General features: G+C 62.9%; 16 protein-coding genes. All 16 read left to right on the forward strand.

Annotated elements, in window-relative coordinates; all coding sequences use genetic code 11:
• Positions 1 to 5 precede the first annotated feature (5 nt).
• The 16 genes from murF to dnaE all read left to right on the forward strand — a co-directional run bounded on the left by murF (position 6) and on the right by dnaE (position 18,921).
• Positions 6 to 1,496, forward strand: coding sequence for a UDP-N-acetylmuramoyl-tripeptide--D-alanyl-D-alanine ligase (gene murF / locus ABQM86_RS08955; RefSeq protein WP_207597116.1), 1,491 nt, complete (start codon positions 6 to 8; stop codon positions 1,494 to 1,496).
• Entirely contained in the window at positions 1,493 to 2,602 is a 1,110-nt protein-coding gene (gene mraY / locus ABQM86_RS08960; RefSeq protein WP_089594499.1) for a phospho-N-acetylmuramoyl-pentapeptide-transferase, read from the forward strand. Before murF ends, mraY begins: the two co-directional genes overlap by 4 nt.
• Positions 2,584 to 4,173: a UDP-N-acetylmuramoyl-L-alanine--D-glutamate ligase gene (murD, locus tag ABQM86_RS08965; RefSeq protein ID WP_369746417.1), complete on the forward strand. Its 1,590-nt coding sequence runs from the start codon at positions 2,584 to 2,586 to the stop codon at positions 4,171 to 4,173. The genes mraY and murD overlap by 19 nt, the downstream gene beginning before the upstream one ends.
• A 2-nt stretch (positions 4,174 to 4,175) precedes the next feature.
• Positions 4,176 to 5,477 carry a putative lipid II flippase FtsW gene (gene ftsW / locus ABQM86_RS08970; RefSeq protein WP_369746418.1) on the forward strand — a complete coding sequence of 434 codons (1,302 nt, stop codon included), beginning with the start codon at positions 4,176 to 4,178 and terminating at the stop codon, positions 5,475 to 5,477.
• Positions 5,478 to 5,483: 6 nt separating this feature from the next.
• The gene (gene murG, locus ABQM86_RS08975; protein WP_369746419.1) at positions 5,484 to 6,602 is read left to right on the forward strand and encodes an undecaprenyldiphospho-muramoylpentapeptide beta-N-acetylglucosaminyltransferase; all 1,119 of its coding nucleotides are present in this window, start codon (positions 5,484 to 5,486) and stop codon (positions 6,600 to 6,602) included.
• Positions 6,599 to 7,969: a UDP-N-acetylmuramate--L-alanine ligase gene (murC, locus tag ABQM86_RS08980; protein WP_369746420.1), complete on the forward strand. Its 1,371-nt coding sequence runs from the start codon at positions 6,599 to 6,601 to the stop codon at positions 7,967 to 7,969. The genes murG and murC overlap by 4 nt, the downstream gene beginning before the upstream one ends.
• Positions 7,962 to 8,867, forward strand: a complete 906-nt coding sequence (locus ABQM86_RS08985; protein ID WP_369746421.1) for an FtsQ-type POTRA domain-containing protein — start codon at positions 7,962 to 7,964, stop codon at positions 8,865 to 8,867. Before murC ends, ABQM86_RS08985 begins: the two co-directional genes overlap by 8 nt.
• A gap of 216 nt (positions 8,868 to 9,083) precedes the next feature.
• Positions 9,084 to 10,304 carry a cell division protein FtsZ gene (gene ftsZ / locus ABQM86_RS08990; protein WP_369746422.1) on the forward strand — a complete coding sequence of 407 codons (1,221 nt, stop codon included), beginning with the start codon at positions 9,084 to 9,086 and terminating at the stop codon, positions 10,302 to 10,304.
• A 25-nt stretch (positions 10,305 to 10,329) separates the two neighbouring features.
• Positions 10,330 to 11,043, forward strand: a complete 714-nt coding sequence (locus ABQM86_RS08995; protein WP_207597122.1) for a polyphenol oxidase family protein — start codon at positions 10,330 to 10,332, stop codon at positions 11,041 to 11,043.
• A complete protein-coding gene (locus ABQM86_RS09000) occupies positions 11,036 to 11,794 on the forward strand; it encodes a YggS family pyridoxal phosphate-dependent enzyme (protein ID WP_280627716.1) in 759 nt (252 codons plus the stop codon). The genes ABQM86_RS08995 and ABQM86_RS09000 overlap by 8 nt, the downstream gene beginning before the upstream one ends.
• Positions 11,795 to 11,879: 85 nt before the next feature.
• Positions 11,880 to 12,416, forward strand: a complete 537-nt coding sequence (locus ABQM86_RS09005) for a cell division protein SepF (RefSeq protein WP_089594506.1) — start codon at positions 11,880 to 11,882, stop codon at positions 12,414 to 12,416.
• A 106-nt stretch (positions 12,417 to 12,522) separates the two neighbouring features.
• Positions 12,523 to 12,810, forward strand: a complete 288-nt coding sequence (locus tag ABQM86_RS09010; RefSeq protein WP_207597124.1) for a YggT family protein — start codon at positions 12,523 to 12,525, stop codon at positions 12,808 to 12,810.
• Between the two features lie 156 nt (positions 12,811 to 12,966).
• A complete protein-coding gene (locus ABQM86_RS09015) occupies positions 12,967 to 13,665 on the forward strand; it encodes a DivIVA domain-containing protein (RefSeq protein ID WP_207597125.1) in 699 nt (232 codons plus the stop codon).
• 100 nt (positions 13,666 to 13,765) lie between these two features.
• Positions 13,766 to 14,389: a signal peptidase II gene (gene lspA / locus ABQM86_RS09020; RefSeq protein WP_207597126.1), complete on the forward strand. Its 624-nt coding sequence runs from the start codon at positions 13,766 to 13,768 to the stop codon at positions 14,387 to 14,389.
• Positions 14,382 to 15,308: an RluA family pseudouridine synthase gene (locus tag ABQM86_RS09025; protein WP_207597127.1), complete on the forward strand. Its 927-nt coding sequence runs from the start codon at positions 14,382 to 14,384 to the stop codon at positions 15,306 to 15,308. Before lspA ends, ABQM86_RS09025 begins: the two co-directional genes overlap by 8 nt.
• A 55-nt stretch (positions 15,309 to 15,363) precedes the next feature.
• The gene (gene dnaE / locus ABQM86_RS09030) at positions 15,364 to 18,921 is read left to right on the forward strand and encodes a DNA polymerase III subunit alpha (protein WP_207597128.1); all 3,558 of its coding nucleotides are present in this window, start codon (positions 15,364 to 15,366) and stop codon (positions 18,919 to 18,921) included.
• Positions 18,922 to 18,929 lie beyond the last annotated feature (8 nt).

Below are 18,929 nucleotides of genomic sequence, written 5' to 3' on the forward strand. Positions count from 1 at the left end.
CCGAGATGATTGCACTTACTGCGGCGGAGATCGCCGACATCACCCATGGCCGATTGACCGGAGCTACGGACGTCGTGCCCACCTCCGTCGTCACTGATTCACGGGAGGCGGTTCCCGGTTCCCTGTATGTGGCCAAACCGGGCGAGCACGCCGACGGACACGACTACGTTGATGCTGCGTTCGAGCGCGGCGCCGTCCTGGTCCTGGCGGAACGTGAAGTGACCGATGCCGCCGGAAGCCCTTTCCCCGCCGTCGTGGTTGATGACGCGGTCCTGGCCATGGGCGCGTTGGCAGCGGAATGCGTCCGACGCATCCGGGCTGAACGTGCGCAGCGCGGCGAAGACTTCACCGTCATCGGAATCACGGGCTCGGCAGGCAAAACCACCACCAAGGACCTCCTCGCCGGAGTGCTTTCGGGGGCCGGCAGGACGGTGGCCCCGCAGGGTTCCTACAACGGTGAGGTGGGCGTGCCGCTGACGGTCTTCGCCGCAGACGCCGATACCCGTTACTTGGTCATCGAAATGGGCGCCACAGGCCTGGGCCACATCAAGTATCTTGCCGACATGGTCAAACCGGACATAGGTGTTGTGTTGGTGGTTGGCACGGCCCACGCCGGTGAATTTGGCGGCGTCGAGAATATCGCTAAAACCAAGGGTGAACTCGTCGAAGCCCTCGGGGAGCACGGCACAGCGGTGATCAACCTGGACGATGGCCGTGTTGCCGCCATGCGCAGCCGGACGAAGGCCAAGGTCCTGGGCTTCACGTCGTCACCGGCTACCACCGAGGAAGTCGAAGCCCGCAACGTGGTGGTCAACGGACACGGTTTCCCCGAGTTTGATCTTGTACTGCCCGACGGCGGGCCTGCCGTCGAGGTGCGAAGCCGCCTGATCGGCGGTCACCACGTGACCAATCTTTTGGCCGCTGCGGCAGCCGCCTTTGCCGCAGGCATCCCGGCAGCCGCTATTGCTGCCTCCCTGAGCTCACAGTCTGCGGCCAGCCGCTGGCGTATGGAGCGGACGGAACGCGCGGACGGCGTGACCATCATCAATGATGCCTACAACGCCAATCCCGAATCGATGCGGGCAGCGCTGCGGACCCTGGCAGACCTTGGGCAAGGCAGGAGGACCTGGGCGGTCCTTGGGGCCATGCTCGAGCTGGGGGAGGACTCCATCCGCGAGCACACCGCCGTCGGCACGCAGGTGGTGCGCTTGAACATTTCACGGCTGGTGGTGGTGGGACGCGAAGCACGTGCCCTCTACGTCTCAGCCATCCAGGAAGGATCCTGGGGTGACGAATGTTCGTTCACCGAGACAGTGGAAGAAGCCTACGAGCTCCTTCAGAATGAGCTCGAACCCGGTGACCTGGTGCTGTTCAAATCCTCCAACGGCGTGGGGCTGCGGCATTTGGGTGATCGGATAGCATTACCTCCACGGGCCGAGCCCACCGGAGACAACGCGGCTGAAGCGGCCGCAAGCGAAGGGAACGAGCTGCTGTGATTGCACTTTTGATCGGCGCCGGCGTCGCCCTTCTGGTGGCCCTTATTGGGACACCCCTGTTCATCAAGTTCCTGGTGGCCAAGAGCTACGGGCAATTCATCCGGGACGACGGTCCGACGTCGCACCACACCAAGCGCGGAACGCCCACCATGGGTGGAACCGTGGTGGTGGCGGCCGTCCTCATCAGCTACTTCGTGACCCACCTGATCATGTGGATGATGAACCCGCGCTCCCCGGGACCATCCGCGTCCGGGCTCCTGCTGCTGTTCCTCATGGTGGGCATGGGCTTTGTAGGGTTCCTGGATGACTACATCAAGATTTCCAACAAGCGGAGCCTGGGCCTTAACGCCCGCGCCAAGCTGATCCTCCAGGCTGCGGTGGGAATCATCTTCGCCGTCCTGGTCCTGCAGTTCCCCAATGAGGACGGATTGCGCCCGGCATCGACCCAGATCTCTCTGGTGCGGGACATCCCTTGGCTGGACCTCGCTTTTGGAGGAACCGTGCTCGGTGCGATCCTCTTCATCGTGTGGTCCAACCTGATCATTACCGCGGCCACGAACGGCGTGAACCTGACCGACGGGCTGGACGGTCTGGCGGCGGGGGCGTCCATCATGGTCTTCGGGGCGTACACCATCATGGGAATCTGGCAGAACAACCAAGCCTGTGGATCGCCGCGTGAAGCAGGCAGTGGCTGCTACCAGGTCCGGGACCCCATGGACCTCGCCCTGCTGGCAGCCATCCTCAGCGCAGCCCTGGTGGGATTCCTTTGGTGGAATACGTCGCCGGCCAAGATCTTCATGGGTGACACTGGGTCCCTGGCGATCGGCGGCGCCGTTGCAGCCTTCGCCATCCTGTCCCGCACTGAACTGCTGCTGGCCTTCATCGGTGGGCTCTTTGTCCTGATCACCCTCTCGGTGATCATCCAGGTGGGCTTCTTCAAGCTCAGCGGCGGCAAACGTGTCTTCAAGATGGCACCGCTCCAGCACCATTTTGAACTCAAGGGCTGGGCGGAAGTTACCGTAGTGGTCCGTTTCTGGATCCTCGCCGGTCTCTTCGTGGCCGCCGGCCTCGGAATTTTCTACGCTGAATGGGTGGTACTGCTGTGAATGGAAGCCCGGAGACAACTCCGTCCGCCACGGACAGGCTCAACGGACTGACCAGCTGGGACGCTGACTGGAGCGGCCTGCGGGTGGTGGTTACGGGAATCGGCGTGTCCGGCTTCTCGGCAGCTGACACCCTGATTGAGCTCGGAGCAAAAGTAGTGGTGGTTGACGCTGCCACCACCCCCAAAGCCAAAGCCCAGGCAGACACCCTGAAAATTGTCGGCGCGGTCGACGTTCTCCTGGGGGAAGACGCCGTCAGCGCCCTGCCGTTGATCGATGGCTCTTTGCCTGAACTGGTTGTTACCTCGCCGGGATGGCGGCCTGACCAAGCGCTGTTGGCTGCCGCCAAGCGCAAGCACATCCCCGTCTGGGGAGATGTTGAACTTGCATGGCGCCTCCGCGTCCGCGAGGGACGCAAGACGGCGGATTGGCTCACCATTACCGGCACCAACGGCAAGACCACCACCGTGGGCATGACCGAGTCCATGCTCCAGGCGGCGGGTCTCAAGGCCATCGCCGTAGGCAACGTGGGAACGCCCATCCTCGATGCGCTCCGGGATCCGGTGGACTACGACGCCTTTGCTGTTGAGCTTTCCAGCTTCCAACTCCATTGGAGCCACTCCCTGTCACCGGTAGCCAGCGTGTGCCTCAACGTCGCTGAAGACCACGTGGACTGGCACGGATCGTATGCCTCCTACCTTGCGGACAAGGCCAAGGTGTATGAAAACACCCAGAAGGCTGCCGTCTACAACGCCGAGCAAATCGAAACCGAGCGCATGGTGGAAAACGCCGATGTGGTGGAGGGGTGCCGCGCCATTGGCTTCACCACCAACACGCCTGCCATCAGCATGCTGGGTGTAGTGGACGGACTGCTGGTTGACCGCGCCTTCATTGCCGAACGCAAGGACTCGGCAGCGGAGTTGGCCGCGATGTCTGACCTCGGACCCGTGGCGCCGCGGCACATGGTAGCCAATGCCCTGGCTGCTGCAGCGTTGGTGCGTGCCTACGGGATTGAGCCGGCAGCGGTAAAGCAGGGCTTGGTCAACTACCTGCCCGGCGCCCACCGGATCCAGGTGGTGGCCAAGCTGAACGAGGTTCTATGGATCAACGACTCCAAAGCCACCAACCCCCATGCAGCGTCCGCCGCGTTGTCTTCCTTCCAGCAGGTTGTGTGGATCGCGGGAGGACTGTCCAAGGGCGTCAACTATGACGACCTTGTCAAAGAACATGCGTCCCGGCTGAAAGCTGTTGTGCTGATCGGTACCGATACGGAGGCGCTGGAAGGCTCCCTCCAACGACACGCACCGGATGTCCCCGTGATAGCGCAGGCGAAGGGCGACACTGAAAAGGTGCAGACCGTAGCCGGCAACGCCGCTTCGCCCATCTACGGCGAGGCCATCATGGCCCAGGCCGTGGCGTCGGCGGCCCAACTGGCCATGCCTGGGGACACCGTCCTGATGGCACCCGCGGCTGCATCCATGGATCAGTTCTCTTCCTACGCTCACCGCGGCGATGCATTCGTCCAGGCAGTTCGCGAGCTTGTGGAAGGGCAGGCACCGACCACCGAGGAGTAACAATGGTCAGCACGCCCACCCGCACCCGCGGCAAGGACCCACGGGACGGGAAACCCAAGGCTCCGGCCACGCCGGGAAAGAAGCCTTCCGGGCTCCGCGGACACCTGCGCAACTTTTGGGAAAGCCTTGAAGGCAAGGACAGGACGCCCAACAGTTCCACGTACTACCTCATCCTGGGCTGTGCCCTGGCGCTCACCGCCATCGGAATCATGATGGTGTTGTCCGCTTCAAGTGTCGAGGCGATCTCCGAGGGCAAATCGCCCTATGCGGATGCCCTGAAGCAGGCAATGTTCGGGGTCCTCGGTGCGGCCGCCATGTACGTCATCTCGCGCACGAACGTGAACTGGATGAAGAGGTTGTCCTGGTGGGCCCTCGGCGGCGTGGTGGCGCTCCTGGTCCTGGTCCAGGTCATGGGCAACACCGTCAACGGCAACAAGAACTGGATCGACCTTGGCGGAGTGACCCTCCAGCCTTCGGAGATGGCCAAACTGGTCCTGTGCGTCTGGATTGCAGCTGTGCTGGCCCGCAAGCAAAAGCTCCTCCATCGCTGGTGGCACGTGATCATCCCGGTTGTTCCCGGAGCAGGCCTGGTGATTGCCTTGGTGATGGTCGGTAACGACCTCGGTACCGTGATTGTCATCGCGGCCATCACAGCCGCAGGACTCTACTTCGCTGGAGTGCCGGGGAAGATGCTGGCCATCGCTGGAGCCGTAGGTGCAGTCGGCGCCGTCCTAGGAACCATCAGCAGTGCGAACCGCATCTGCCGCATCACCTCATGGCTGGGCACGGCGTCAGCCTCCTGTACGGAAAACTTCGACTTCGACTTCCAGTCCACCAACGGAATGTACGGCCTGGCGCAGGGTAGCTGGACCGGGCTGGGCCTCGGCCAAAGCCGGCAGAAGTACAACTGGCTTCCCGAAGCCCACAATGACTTCATCTTCGCCATCATTGGTGAAGAGCTTGGACTTGTGGGAACCCTGGTGGTGTTGGTGCTGTTCGCGATCCTCGGCATCGCCATTTTCCGGGTGGTGGTCAGGCAAACAGATCCCTTCCAGCGAACGCTGGCAGGTGGGATCATGGTCTGGCTCCTTGGCCAGGCCAGCATGAACATGGCAGTCGTGACGCAGCTCCTCCCGGTGGTCGGCGTGCCGCTCCCATTCATCTCCTACGGCGGCTCGGCCCTGGTGATGTCCCTCTGTGGCGTGGGCGTAGTGTTGTCCTTGGCCCGAGGCCAATTGCCGCCGCAGCAGCGACCCCGGTTCCTGCCGCGCCGTTCTCCGAAAACCGCACGAAAGCGTACATAGCCCTTCATGACTCCTGACTCCCGCAACGCGTCCAAGCCTTTGTCCGTCGTCCTTGCAGGCGGCGGTACTGCCGGGCATGTGAGCCCGCTGCTGGCCATCGCCGATGCCATCAAGGACAAGCGTCCGGATGCTTCCATCCTGGCTGTGGGCACGCCGTCGGGCATGGAAACGCGGCTCATCCCGGCGGCCGGCTACGAACTCGCCACCATTGACCGGGTTCCGTTTCCGCGCCGGCCCTCTGTTGACCTGATCAAGCTTCCGGCCCGGTTGCTGGCCGCGGTCTCCCAGGCCGGCCGGATCCTGAAGGATGCCGACGCCGACGTCCTGGTGGGTGTGGGCGGTTACGTCTGCACTCCGATGTACCTGGCCGCCCGTAAACTCGGCATCCCCGTGGTGATCCACGAGGCCAACATGAAGGCCGGTCTGGCCAACCGGGTGGGTGCCCGGTTCAGCAAACACGTCGCCGTGGCCTTCTCCGGCACCCGGTTGCGGGGCGCCCGTCATGTTGGCATGCCCATGCGGCGTGCCATTTCCGGACTGCACCGGGCAACGGCTGCGCCTGCCGCCAAAGAAGCCTTGGGCTTTGACCCGGACCGTCCCGCGTTGATCGTCAGCGGCGGTTCCTCGGGTGCCATGAGCATCAACCGTTCCATCGCTGCGGCCTTGCCGGCGTTGGCGGCCAGCGGCATCCAGACCCTGCACATCACCGGCAACGGGAAAGCTGTCCTCAACGAACATGGCGGTCTTCTGGCCGCTGAGGGATACCGCCAGGTTGAGTATGTGGACGGGATGGAGAACGTCTACGCTGCCGCCGATGTCCTTCTGGCCCGCGCCGGCGCGGGAACGGTCAGCGAAGTGGCCGCGGTGGGAGTTCCGGCCGTCTTTGTGCCGCTGCCCATCGGAAACGGGGAACAGGCCCTGAATGCTGCCCCGTTGGTGGATGCAGGCGGGGCGCTCCTGGTTGACGACAAAGACCTCAGCCCGGAATGGCTCGAGAGGGAACTCATTCCGCTGCTCTCGGACCACAGCCGGCTCGTCGACATGGCGCGCAAATCCGAAGCCCTTGGTATTAGAAACGCCGATCAGCGCATGGCTGATCTTGTCCTGGAAGCGGTATCCGCATGACCACCAGCATCGCCCCCCTCAAGTCCTTGGGCCGCGTCCACTTCATTGGCATCGGCGGCGTGGGAATGTCCGCCGTCGCACGCATCATGGTGGCCCGCGGGGTCCCCGTCAGTGGTACCGATGCCAAAGATCTTCCGGTCATGCATGACCTCTCCTCGGCAGGGGCCCGCATCGCGGTGGGATACCACCAAGGCAACCTGGCAGACGCCCAGACGATCGTGGCCGGCTCGGCCATCCGCGCCGACAATCCGGAACTTGCCGCGGCGCGGGCCGCCGGGTTGCCGGTATTGCACCGTTCCGAAGCCTTGGCAGCCACCATGGCCGGCCACCGCGTGGTGACAGTGGCGGGTACGCACGGCAAGTCCACCACTACCTCCATGATCGCCGTCCTGCTGAAGGAGGCCGGCGTTGACCCTACATTTGCCATTGGGGCCAACGTCCCGGCGTTGGGAGTGAACGCAGCCCATGGGAATTCGGACATCTTTGTTGCCGAGGCGGACGAGTCCGATGGATCCTTCCTCAACTACCGGCCGCTGATCGCCGTGGTGACCAACGTCGAGGCAGACCACCTGGACCACTATGGAACACCGGAAGCGGTCTTCGCCTCCTTTGACAACTTCGCGGCGCTCCTTCCGGCTGACGGCCTTCTCCTGGCCTGCGCCGACGACGCCGGCGCCCGTGCCCTGGCCGAGCGCACGGCATCCCAAGGGATCACGCGGGTACTGACGTACGGGACCTCGGACGACGCCGACATCCGGCTTTTCGACGGCGGCCCGGGCGACGTTTCGGTGGCCTTCGGGGACAAGGTCCACAGGGTCGAACTGCAGGTACCTGGCCGTCACAACGCCCTGAACGCGGCAGCCGCGTTCGCGGTCGCCGTCGAACTTGGTGTGGAACCGGAAGCTGCCGCCGCAGCGCTTGGCCATTTCACCGGGGCTTCACGGAGGTTTGAGTTCAAAGGCCAGGGGAGGGGAGTGCGGGTCTATGACGATTACGCCCACCACCCCACGGAGGTTCGCGCTGCCTTGTCGGCGGCCCGTTCGGTAGCAGGCGGCAACAAAGTCCACGTCCTGTTCCAGCCGCACCTGTTTTCCCGTACGCGTGAATTTGCCAAGGAATTCGCCGCAGCGTTGGACACAGCGGATACGGCCTTGATCCTGGATATCTACCCTGCCCGGGAGGATCCAATTCCTGGTGTCACCAGTGACTTGATCGTCGATCAGCTGGCCACGGGACGGCTGGTGGCGGCCGGCGAAGCTGTGGAGGCCCTGGCAGCCGTCGCCCACGAGGGCGACGTGGTCCTGACCGTGGGCGCTGGTGATGTCACCGCCTATGGGCCAGTGATCGTGGAGGCGTTGGGTGGCTAGCACCCGCAAGCCGACGTACAGGCCGGGAACGGAACCCCGGCCGGGATCCTCACGGCCGGGCAGCGGATCCGACCACGTCATCAGCGCACAACGCTCCCTTGAGCCGGAGGGTAATTCCGTCACGGCCGCCGGCACATCCGCCACCGGCACATCGGCCGCCTCCACCGCGTCCTCGGACAACGTCATTGTCTTTCCGGAGCCGAAACGGCGGCGCCAGCGGAGGCTGGTGATGTGGACGCTCTCCATAGTGGCGGCTGTAGTGGCGGCCCTGATCGCCGGAGCGGTCTTCTCGCCGGCGCTGGCAGTCAGGACCATCACGGTGGACGGCACCACGCTGCTGACTCCGGAGGCGGTGCAGAAAGCTCTTTCGGGCCTCGAAGGCAAACCACTGCCCCAGGTGGGTGAACAGGAGATCAACGAGCTCCTCAAGCCACTGGTGCAGGTTCGCTCGGCCACGGTGGAGGCGCGCCCGCCGTCAGAGTTGCTGGTTCACGTCAACGAGCGCGTTCCGGTGGCCTTGCTGAAGCAGGGGGACGCCTACGTGATGGTTGATGTGGACGGAGTGCAGCTCGGGGCTACCAAGGACCAGTCAGCGGTGGCGCTGCCCTTGATCGATGCCGGGGCCGGAGCCACCAATACGGAGCTGTTCAAGGCCATTGCGGCCGTCCTGGACACCCTGCCCGCCGATGTCCGAGCCAAAATGTCCACGGCTTCGGCCGCTTCCCCGGATGCCGTAGAGCTGAAATTGGTGGACGGAAAGACGGTAGTGTGGGGCAATGCCGAGGACAGGGAACTGAAGGCGAAGGCACTCGAAGCACTGCTGAAGATGCCTGCGGACCCGAAGGTTCAAGTGAGTGTCTACGACGTCAGCGTTCCGCGGCATCCATTCACAAAATAAGCAGTTTCGAGGACGTAACCTACGGCCGGCGGTGGCCTTATTTCGCGGCAATCACACGACACGCGCAAGCGGAGATTGCATGTGCGAAGCATAGGAAATACCGTCGCAGTAGAGTTACTTGACATAACTATAACCTTCAACTAGAGGGTTAAGGTCCAAGGATTCACGTTGGACTCGATCAGTTTCGCTATAGGACACAAGCAAGGGGCACGAAACGTGGCAGCACCGCAGAATTACTTGGCCGTCATCAAGGTCGTCGGCATCGGCGGCGGTGGCGTGAACGCAGTCAACCGCATGATCGAGGTGGGCCTTCGGGGCGTCGAGTTCATCGCGATCAACACTGATGCGCAGGCGCTGCTCATGAGCGACGCCGACGTCAAGCTTGACGTTGGACGTGAACTCACGCGTGGCCTTGGCGCCGGCGCGAACCCCGAGGTGGGCAAGCAGGCCGCAGAGGACCACGCCGACGAGATCGAAGAAGTTCTCCGCGGTGCTGACATGGTCTTTGTGACCGCCGGTGAAGGCGGTGGCACGGGAACCGGTGGCGCCCCCGTAGTGGCACGCATCGCCCGCTCGCTGGGCGCGCTGACCATCGGTGTGGTGACGCGCCCGTTCACCTTCGAAGGCCGCCGTCGTGCCGGTTCGGCCGAGGCCGGCATCGACGCCCTGCGCGACGAAGTCGACACCCTGATTGTCATCCCCAACGACCGCCTCCTGTCCATCAGCGATCGCAACGTCTCCGTCCTGGACGCCTTCCGTTCCGCGGACCAGGTGCTCCTCTCCGGTGTCCAGGGCATCACGGACCTCATCACCACCCCCGGCCTGATCAACCTTGACTTCGCCGACGTCAAGTCCGTCATGCAGGGCGCGGGCTCGGCCCTGATGGGTATTGGTTCCGCCCGCGGCGAGGACCGTGCGGTCAAGGCTGCCGAGCTGGCCATCGCTTCGCCGCTGCTGGAAGCTTCCATCGACGGCGCCCACGGCGTCCTGCTCTCCATCCAGGGTGGTTCGGACCTGGGTCTCTTTGAAATCAACGAGGCCGCCCGTTTGGTTCAGGAAGTGGCACACCCCGAAGCCAACATCATCTTCGGCGCAGTCATTGACGACGCTTTGGGCGATGAGGCACGCGTGACCGTCATCGCGGCAGGCTTCGATGATGTGAAAGCGACCTCGCCTTCCATGGACCAGTCGTGTCCTGCGCAGAACCCCGTCCCCTCGGATCGTCCCGCTGCCCCGAGCAGCGCACCGTCCAGCGCCGCTGCACCGCAGCACGCAACGGCCGGAATCGGTGCCGCAGGCTTGAGCAACTGGGGCCAGCAGCGTCCGTCGGCACTCCCTGCCGACTCAGGCTTCGACGTCGACCTCCCGGCGGTAGTGGAGCCCGATCTTTCGGGCAGCCGTTCCGACGACCTCGACGTCCCCGACTTCCTGAAGTAAGCCGCGTTCGGAGAGTCCATTCCTGGTGTTCTGGTGGCGCAATGAAGTTCGGCCCGGCGTCTCTGTAGCCTTCACGGATACAGGCGCCGGGAACCTGGCTCTCCACGTGGGAGACAACCCCGCCGAGGTCCTGGCGCGCCGCGTTCGAGTTGAACAGGCCGCCGGACTGGAAGCCGGCACATTCCAGTACATGGATCAGGTCCATGGCAACACCGTGGCGTTCATTGACGCCCACGGGCCAGGGCCAACGGCCGACGCCATGGTTTCAGCCGCCACTTCTTCACGACGTGCGGTGCAGCCGTTGGCGGTCATGGTGGCCGACTGCGTACCCGTGGTCTTCGTGGGGAGCGGTACCGGCGCCGATCCTGTGATTGCAGTAGCCCATGCCGGGCGCCCCGGTGTGGCTTCGGCGGTTGTGCCCGCAACCGTCGAGGAAATGCGCAGGCGCGGTGCAGTGGACATCCATGCATGGCTGGGCCCTTCCATCTGCGGATCCTGCTACGAGGTGCCGCCCGGGTTACGGGACGAGGTCGCGGCCCGGGTTCCTGCCACGTGGGCCACCACGTCCTGGGGTACGCCCGCCCTGGATCTTCCCGCCGGCGTCAGGGCCCAACTGGAAGCCATGGATGTCACCTTGGAGTACTCGGGGGAGTGCACTCGGGAGCACAATTCACTTTTCTCATACCGCCGGGACTCCCGGACGGGTCGATTTGCAGGTTTGGTGTGGACGCATGATTAGCCTTGGTCGCGACGACGAAAAACGCGATGGCCTGACGGGTGATGCCCGGACTGCCGAACTCTCCCACAGGCTTGACACGGTGAGGCGCCGGATCGAAACAGCTGTCGCTGCTGCCGGACGGACTGACGCGCCACGGCTGATCGTGGTGACCAAATTCCATCCCGCGGACGATGTACGCCGGCTTGCGGCACTGGGCGTGACCGATGTCGGAGAGAACCGTGATCAGGAAGCTGCCGCCAAAAGCGCCGGTCTTCCCGACGTGGATGTCCGGTGGCATTTCATTGGGCAACTCCAAAGCAACAAGGCCAAGTCAGTCGTCAAGTATGCTTCGTCGGTTCAGTCGATCGACAGGCTTCAGGTGGTCGACGCCTTGGCCAAGGCCGTTGCGCGGGAACAGGATGCTACTGGGCGCGGCGACCTCGACTGTTTCATCCAAGTGGGTTTGGATGACGACGCCGGTGCCCACCGTGGTGGCGCCAGCCCCTCCGACGTCGGCGTGCTGGCAGACAGGATCGAATCGGCTTCCGGCTTGCAGCTGTCCGGGCTCATGGCCGTGGCGCCGTTGGGAGCGGATCCGGAGGCGGCATTCGAGAAACTTGCCGGTATTTCCGAGGCCCTCCGGGCCACTCATCCAGCTGCCACACGGATATCGGCAGGGATGAGCCAGGACCTCGAAGCGGCAGTGAACTTCGGAGCGACACACCTGAGAATAGGCTCCGATATTCTCGGTTCCCGTCCGGCCGTGGGGTAGCGTCAAAGTATTGGAATGACGGGCCGGGGTTCCAATATGTCACGTCATGGCGGCCCGCCTACTGCAGAAACGATAGGAGTGCACCATGGCTGGCGCTCTGCGCAAGACAATGATCTATCTTGGGCTCGCCGACGGCGATGAACACTACGAATCTGAGCAGGCTGTCGCCTCGCACCACGACGAAGAACGCCCCCAGTCACAGGAACGGGAAGAGCGCAGGGCGCCTGCTCCCGTCCGGGAAGTTGTCCGTGAAATGCCCACTGTAGATGCTGAAGAGGAATACCGCGCACCCGTGACACCCATCAAGCGTGCGGCCTCCAGCCGCGAAGACGCCTCTGGCCTGAGGCAGATCACCACCGTTCACCCCCGTTCCTACAATGACGCCAAGATCATCGGTGAGAGCTTCAGGGATGGCATTCCCGTCATTATGAACGTCACCGACATGGGTGAAGCCGATGCCAAGCGCCTCGTGGACTTCTCCGCCGGCCTGGTGTTCGGCCTCCACGGCAGCATCGAGAGGGTGACAAACAAAGTCTTCCTGTTGTCGCCGTCGTATGTCGAAGTCATCGGTGATGACAAAAAGGCCAGCGAAACCCAAGCCAGCTTCTTCAACCAGAGCTGACATCGATCTTTTGCGGATGCCAGGCGGGTCAACCTGCCTGGCATCTGTGTTGCAATAGTAGGGACCGATCCGCATTCCGGAACAAGTGGGAGATCTGAGCTAACTCGTGGGCATTGTTTTCGGCCTTATCTATATTGTGTTGTTGCTGTTCTTCATTGCCCTGATCATCCGGCTCATCTTCGAATGGGTCCAGATGTTTGCCCGCCAGTGGCGGCCACGGGGTGTGGCGTTGGTTACAGCGCACGTGGTCTACTCCGTGACGGATCCTCCGCTGGGGAGGCTCCGGAGGCTGATACCGCCACTCCAGTTGGGCGGAATCTCCCTGGATTTGGGCTTCCTGATCCTGATTATCGCCGTCAGCATTGCGATGGCGGTAACCAACAGCCTGGCGTAGCTGCTCCGCGGAACCCGGACCACCGATGGTTCAAAGGCCGCAAATTCGCCAATTCAACACGATGGTGTTGAATTGGAGGAACCAGATGATATTTAGGTACCGTAGTTTTGAACGGCCGGAAGGCCTACTGACTAACTAGACCAACGAGGTGACCAGATGGCTTTGACGCCAGAAGACGTTGTCAACAAGCGCTTTCAGCCGACCAAGTTCCGCGAAGGCTACGACCAGGACGAGGTAGATGACTTCCTCGACGAGATCGTGGTGGAACTTCGCCGCTTGAACCAGGAAAATGACGAACTTCGCAAGAAGCTCGGCGAAGCCGGTTCGGCAGTGCCTGCTGCAGCTGCTGCGGCTCCGGTGGTTGAGAAGGTTCCGGCCCCCGTCAAGGTCGACAAGGAAGCTGAAGCCAAGGCGGAAGCCGAAGCCAAGGCTGCTGAAGCTGCCAAGAAGAAGGAAGCCGAGCAGGCTGCAGCCGCTGCTGCCGCCGCCAAGGCTCCCGCTGCGACCAACAGCGTCACGCCCTCCGCTGAATCTGCTGCGGGCCTGCTGGCCATGGCCCAGCAGATGCACGACAAGCACGTCTCCGACGGTGCCCAGCAGAAGGAAAAGATCATTGCCGAGGCTCAGATCGAGGCTTCCAGCCTCGTCAACGATGCCCAGGAGAAGTCCCGCAAGATCCTCGGTGCCCTGGAGCAGCAGCGCTCCGTCCTTGAGCGCAAGGTTGAGCAGCTCCGAGGCTTTGAGCGCGACTACCGTTCACGCCTGAAGGCCTACATTGAAGGCCAGTTGCGCGACCTGGACGCCCGTGGTTCCGTTGCTGCCCCCGAGGTCGGCGAAGCAACCGCAGACGTTTAGCAAGTATTCTGAAAGCCGGTGGCTGAGGACTCCTCGGCCACCGGCTTTTGCTGTTAAGAGCCCATGACAGTGCCCGCCACGCTTCCCGAATGAAAGCACTATGACCGACTTCACCGATGACGCCCCACAGCCGGCGCCCGCCGCCCGCCGCAAGTGGCGCCCGGCCATGCTCTGGCTGTTTGCCGGCTTCGCCGTGTTTGCCTACACCTTTGATCAGCTCACCAAGCTTTGGGTGACCAGCACCATGACGGAGGGGGAGCGGATCCCCGTTCTTCCCCCGTTGCTGCACTGGTACTACATCCGGAATTCGGGTGCCGCGTTCTCCATCGGCGAGAACGTAACCTGGATCTTCACGATTGTCATGGCCGTCGTATCCGTGGCGATCCTCTTCCAGTTGCGGCGCCTGGGATCGGCCTGGTGGGCCCTGTCGCTGGGCCTGCTGCTCGGAGGAGCGTTGGGCAACCTCACTGACCGCTTGTTCCGGGAACCGTCGTTTGCGATGGGCCACGTCGTGGATTTCATCCAGCTGCCCAACTTTGCCATTTTCAACATCGCAGACTCAGCCGTGGTGTCCGGCGTCGTCATCATCTGCCTCCTGACGCTTCGCGGCATCGGCATGGATGGGACGCGTCAAACGTCTGCTCCCAAGCCGGCTGATGACGCACGGTCCGCCAATGATGCCAAGCCGGCAGGCGGTTCCACCGGGGAGCCCGCCGGTGAGTAGCGCTGTAGTGGTGCCCGACGAACTGGCAGGTGTTCGGGCTGACGCAGGCCTGGCCCAGTTGCTTGGCATCTCCCGTTCCGCGGCGGCGCTGCTGATCGCTGAAGGCAACGTCACTGTAGGCGGCGTGGCAATGGGCAAGTCGGCAAAACTTGCCGCCGGCTCAGTGCTGAAGGTCACCGTCCCGGATCGACGGGATCCCTTGGAAGTGGTGGAGGAAGTTGTGGAAGGCCTGAAGATCCTGCTGGACGACGACGAGTTCGTAGTCATCGACAAACCGGTGGGGGTCGCGGCCCATCCTTCACCCGGCTGGGTGGGACCCACAGTGGTGGGAGGTCTCGCCGGGGCCGGGTACAGGATTTCGACGTCCGGTGCGCCCGAGCGCGCAGGGATCGTCCACCGGCTGGACGTCGGTACGTCGGGTGTCATGGTAGTGGCCAAGACTGAACACGCTTACACCATGCTGAAGCGCGCTTTCAAGGAACGGACCGTGGAGAAGGTCTACCATGCTGTGGTCCAGGGACTGCCTGACCCCCTGGAGGGCACCATTGATGCTCCCATCGGCCGCCACCCCGGCCACGACTGGCGGTTCGCGGTGATCGAGGACGGCCGGCCATCAGTAACCCACTACGAGGTGTTGGAAGCCTTCGGCAAGGCAACCCTGGTGGAAGTGCACCTGGAGACCGGCAGGACACACCAGATCCGCGTGCACTTTTCGGCCTTGCGTCACCCGTGTGCCGGAGATCTCACCTACGGCGCGGATCCCCGTCTCGCGGCCACCCTGGGATTGACCCGCCAGTGGCTGCACGCGCGTCAGCTTGGATTCACCCACCCCGGCACGGGTGAGTGGGTGGAAGTCAGCAGCGAGTATCCGGCGGACCTCCAGTACGCCTTGGACCTGCTCGCCACCGGTTCAGCGTAGGGCACCGCCGGCCGGGGTCCCTGCCCCGCACGGGCCGGGACGGTAGACTGTCGTGGTGACTTCCAGCAATGATTCGTTCGTCCACCTGCACACCCATACCGAGTACTCCATGCTGGATGGAGCGGCCCGTCTGGGTGAGCTGTTCGATGAAACCGAACGTCTCGGGATGCCCGCTCTGGCCACCACCGACCACGGCTACTTGTTCGGTGCGTTCGACTTCTGGCGCAAGGCCACGGACAAGGGCATCAAGCCCATCATTGGCGTCGAAGCCTATGTCACGCCCGGCACCGCCCGGGGCGACAAGGAACGAGTCCGCTGGGGCGACGAAAGCCAGCGCAAGGACGACGTTTCCGGTGGTGGCTCATACACCCACATGACGCTCTTGAGCTACAACAATGTGGGTATGAGGAACCTGTTCCGGGCTTCCTCCATTGCGTCCCTCGACTCGGTTTTTGGTAAGTGGCCCAGGCTGGACCGGGAACTGCTCAACACTTACTCCGAAGGTTTGATCGCCACCACGGGCTGCCCCTCCGGGGAAGTGCAGACCAAGCTGCGGCTCGGCCTTTACCGCGAGGCCGTTGAGGCTGCAGCGGAGTTCCGCGACATCTTCGGGGCAGAGAACTACTTCTGTGAACTGATGGACCACGGCCTGGACATTGAACGCCGTGTGACCGGCGACCTCCTGCGCCTGGCCAAGGAGCTCAACCTGCCGCTGGTGGCCACCAACGACCTCCACTACACGCACGAGCACGATGCCAAGGCCCACGAGGCTTTGCTGGCAATCCAGTCCGGTTCCACCCTTTTGGAGCCAACGTACGACAACGGCGGCTCCCGCTTCGCTTTCTCGGGCAGCGGCTACTACCTGAAGTCTCCACAGGAAATGCGGGAACTGTTCCGCGACCACCCTGAGGCGTGCGACAACACGCTGCTGATTGCCGAGCGCTGCGAAGTTTCGTTCAACACGGGCGCCAACTACATGCCGCGTTTCCCTTGCCCGCCCGGGGAAGACGAGACCTCCTGGCTGGTCAAGGAAGTAGACGCCGGCCTCAAATACCGTTACCCCCAAGGCATCCCGGACAAGGTCCGCAAGCAGGCAGATTACGAGCTCGGCGTCATTACATCAATGGGCTTCCCGGGCTACTTCCTGGTGGTTGCCGACTTCATCAACTGGGCCAAGAACAACGGGATCCGGGTGGGTCCGGGACGTGGTTCCGGTGCAGGCTCCATGGTGGCTTACGCCATGCGCATCACCGACCTCGACCCCCTGCAGCACGGCCTGATCTTTGAACGCTTCCTGAACCCGGACCGTGTGTCCATGCCCGACTTCGACGTCGACTTCGATGACCGGCGCCGCTCCGAAGTGATCGACTACGTCACCAAGAAGTACGGTGACGAGCGCGTGGCGATGATCGTCACCTACGGAACCATCAAGACCAAGCAGGCGCTGAAGGACTCCTCCCGCGTTCTGGGCTACCCGTTCAGCATGGGCGAGACCTTGACCAAAGCGCTTCCGCCTGCCGTCATGGCCAAGGACATTCCCTTGGCGGACATCCAGAACCCGGAGTCCAAGCGCTACAGCGAAGCAGGCGATTTCCGCCAGCTCATCGCCACCGACCCCGAGGCCGCCAAGGTCTTCGAGACGGCCTTGGGCATTGAAGGCCTGAAGCGCCAGTGGGGTGTCCACGCCGCGGGTGTCATCATGTCCTCGGACCCCATCATCGATGTCATTCCCATCATGCGCCGTTTCCAGGACGGCCAGGTCATCACCCAGTTCGATTACCCGACGTCCGAAGGCCTCGGCCTGATCAAGATGGACTTCCTGGGTCTGAGAAACCTGACGATCATTTCGGACGCCCTGGAAAACATCAAGATGAACCGTGGCGTCGAGTTGGACCTGGAAAACCTGGAACTCGACGACGCTGCCTCCTATGAACTCCTTGCCCGCGGTGACACCCTGGGCGTGTTCCAGCTTGACGGGGGACCCATGCGGTCCTTGCTCAAGCTGATGAAGCCTGACAACTTTGAAGACATCTCCGCTGTCCTGGCGCTTTACCGCCCGGGTCCCATGGGCGCCAATGCCCACACTGATTACGCGCTGCGCAAGAACGGGATCCAAGAGGTCATTCCCATCCACCCGGAGCTGGAAGAACCCCTCAAGGAAATCCTCGGCGGCACCTTCGGCCTGATCGTGTATCAGGAGCAGGTTATGGCGGTGGCACAGAAGCTGGCCGGATACTCACTGGGCCAAGCTGACATTCTTCGCCGTGCCATGGGTAAGAAAAAGAAATCCGAACTGGACAAGCAGTTTGCCGGCTTCTCCCAAGGCATGCAGGACAACGGCTACTCCATGGCTGCCGTGAAGACCTTGTGGGACATTCTGCTTCCGTTCTCCGATTACGCATTCAACAAAGCCCACTCGGCTGCTTATGGCGTGATCTCCTACTGGACGGCCTACTTGAAGGCGCACTACGCGCCGGAATACATGGCTGCACTGCTGACCTCGGTGGGCGATGACAAGGACAAGTCGGCCATCTACCTCAATGAATGCCGGCGCATGGGCATCACGGTCCTGCCGCCGGATGTCAACGAATCCTCGCTGAACTTCACCCCGGTGGGAACGGACATCCGTTTCGGTATGGGTGCCATCCGGAACGTCGGCGTCAACGTAGTGGACGCCATGGTTTCAACGCGCGCCACAGAGGGCAACTACACCTCGTTCAAGGATTTCCTCTTGAAGGTTCCGGCCGTGGTGTGCAACAAGCGAACCATCGAATCGCTGATCAAAGCCGGCGCTTTCGATTCGCTGGGGCACCACCGCCGGGCTTTGGCCATGATCCACGAAGAAGCCATCGATTCCGTGATCACCCTCAAGCGCAACGAGGCGATTGGCCAGTTCGACCTCTTCGCCGGCTTCGAGGACCAGGAGCCCGAAGCGTCGCTCACCACGGAAATCCCCGACCTTCCCGAGTGGGAGAAGAAGGACAAGCTGTCCTTCGAACGGGACATGCTGGGACTCTACGTTTCAGACCATCCCCTGCAAGGGCTGGAAGGCGTTCTTAGCCAGCACGCGGAACAGTCCATTACCTCGATCATCGGTGAAGACGGACCGCACGACGGCGCGATTGTCACCATCGCGGGCATGATCACCTCGTTGAGCCGCAGGATCGCCAAGGCCAGCGGCAACGCCTACGCCCGGGCAGAAATCGAAGACCTCGGCGCATCAATGGAGGTCATGTTCTTCGGGCAGGTCTACGGTCCCATCGCCTCCGTCCTGGCCGAGGACCTCATCGTGGTGGTCAAGGGCAGGCTGCAACGCCGGGACGACGGCGCAGTGACGCTGAACTGCATGGAGCTTTCGGTGCCGGACCTCAGCGAAAGCGTCAATGGTCCCGTGGTGATCACCATTCCCACGTTCAAGGCAACCGAAGCGGTCGTAACGGACCTGCGCGATGTCCTGCGCACTCACCGCGGGAACTCCGAAGTCCGGCTCAAGCTGATGGGTGATACCAAAGTGGAGGTCATGGGGTTGCCCGTGCATATGCGGGTCAACCCCAGCCCGTCGCTTTTCGGTGACTTGAAGGTCCTGCTGGGGCCGGCCTGCCTGGACAACTAGCGAACCAA

The organism is Paenarthrobacter sp. AMU7 (genome assembly GCF_041200195.1).
Classification (GTDB): domain Bacteria; phylum Actinomycetota; class Actinomycetes; order Actinomycetales; family Micrococcaceae; genus Arthrobacter.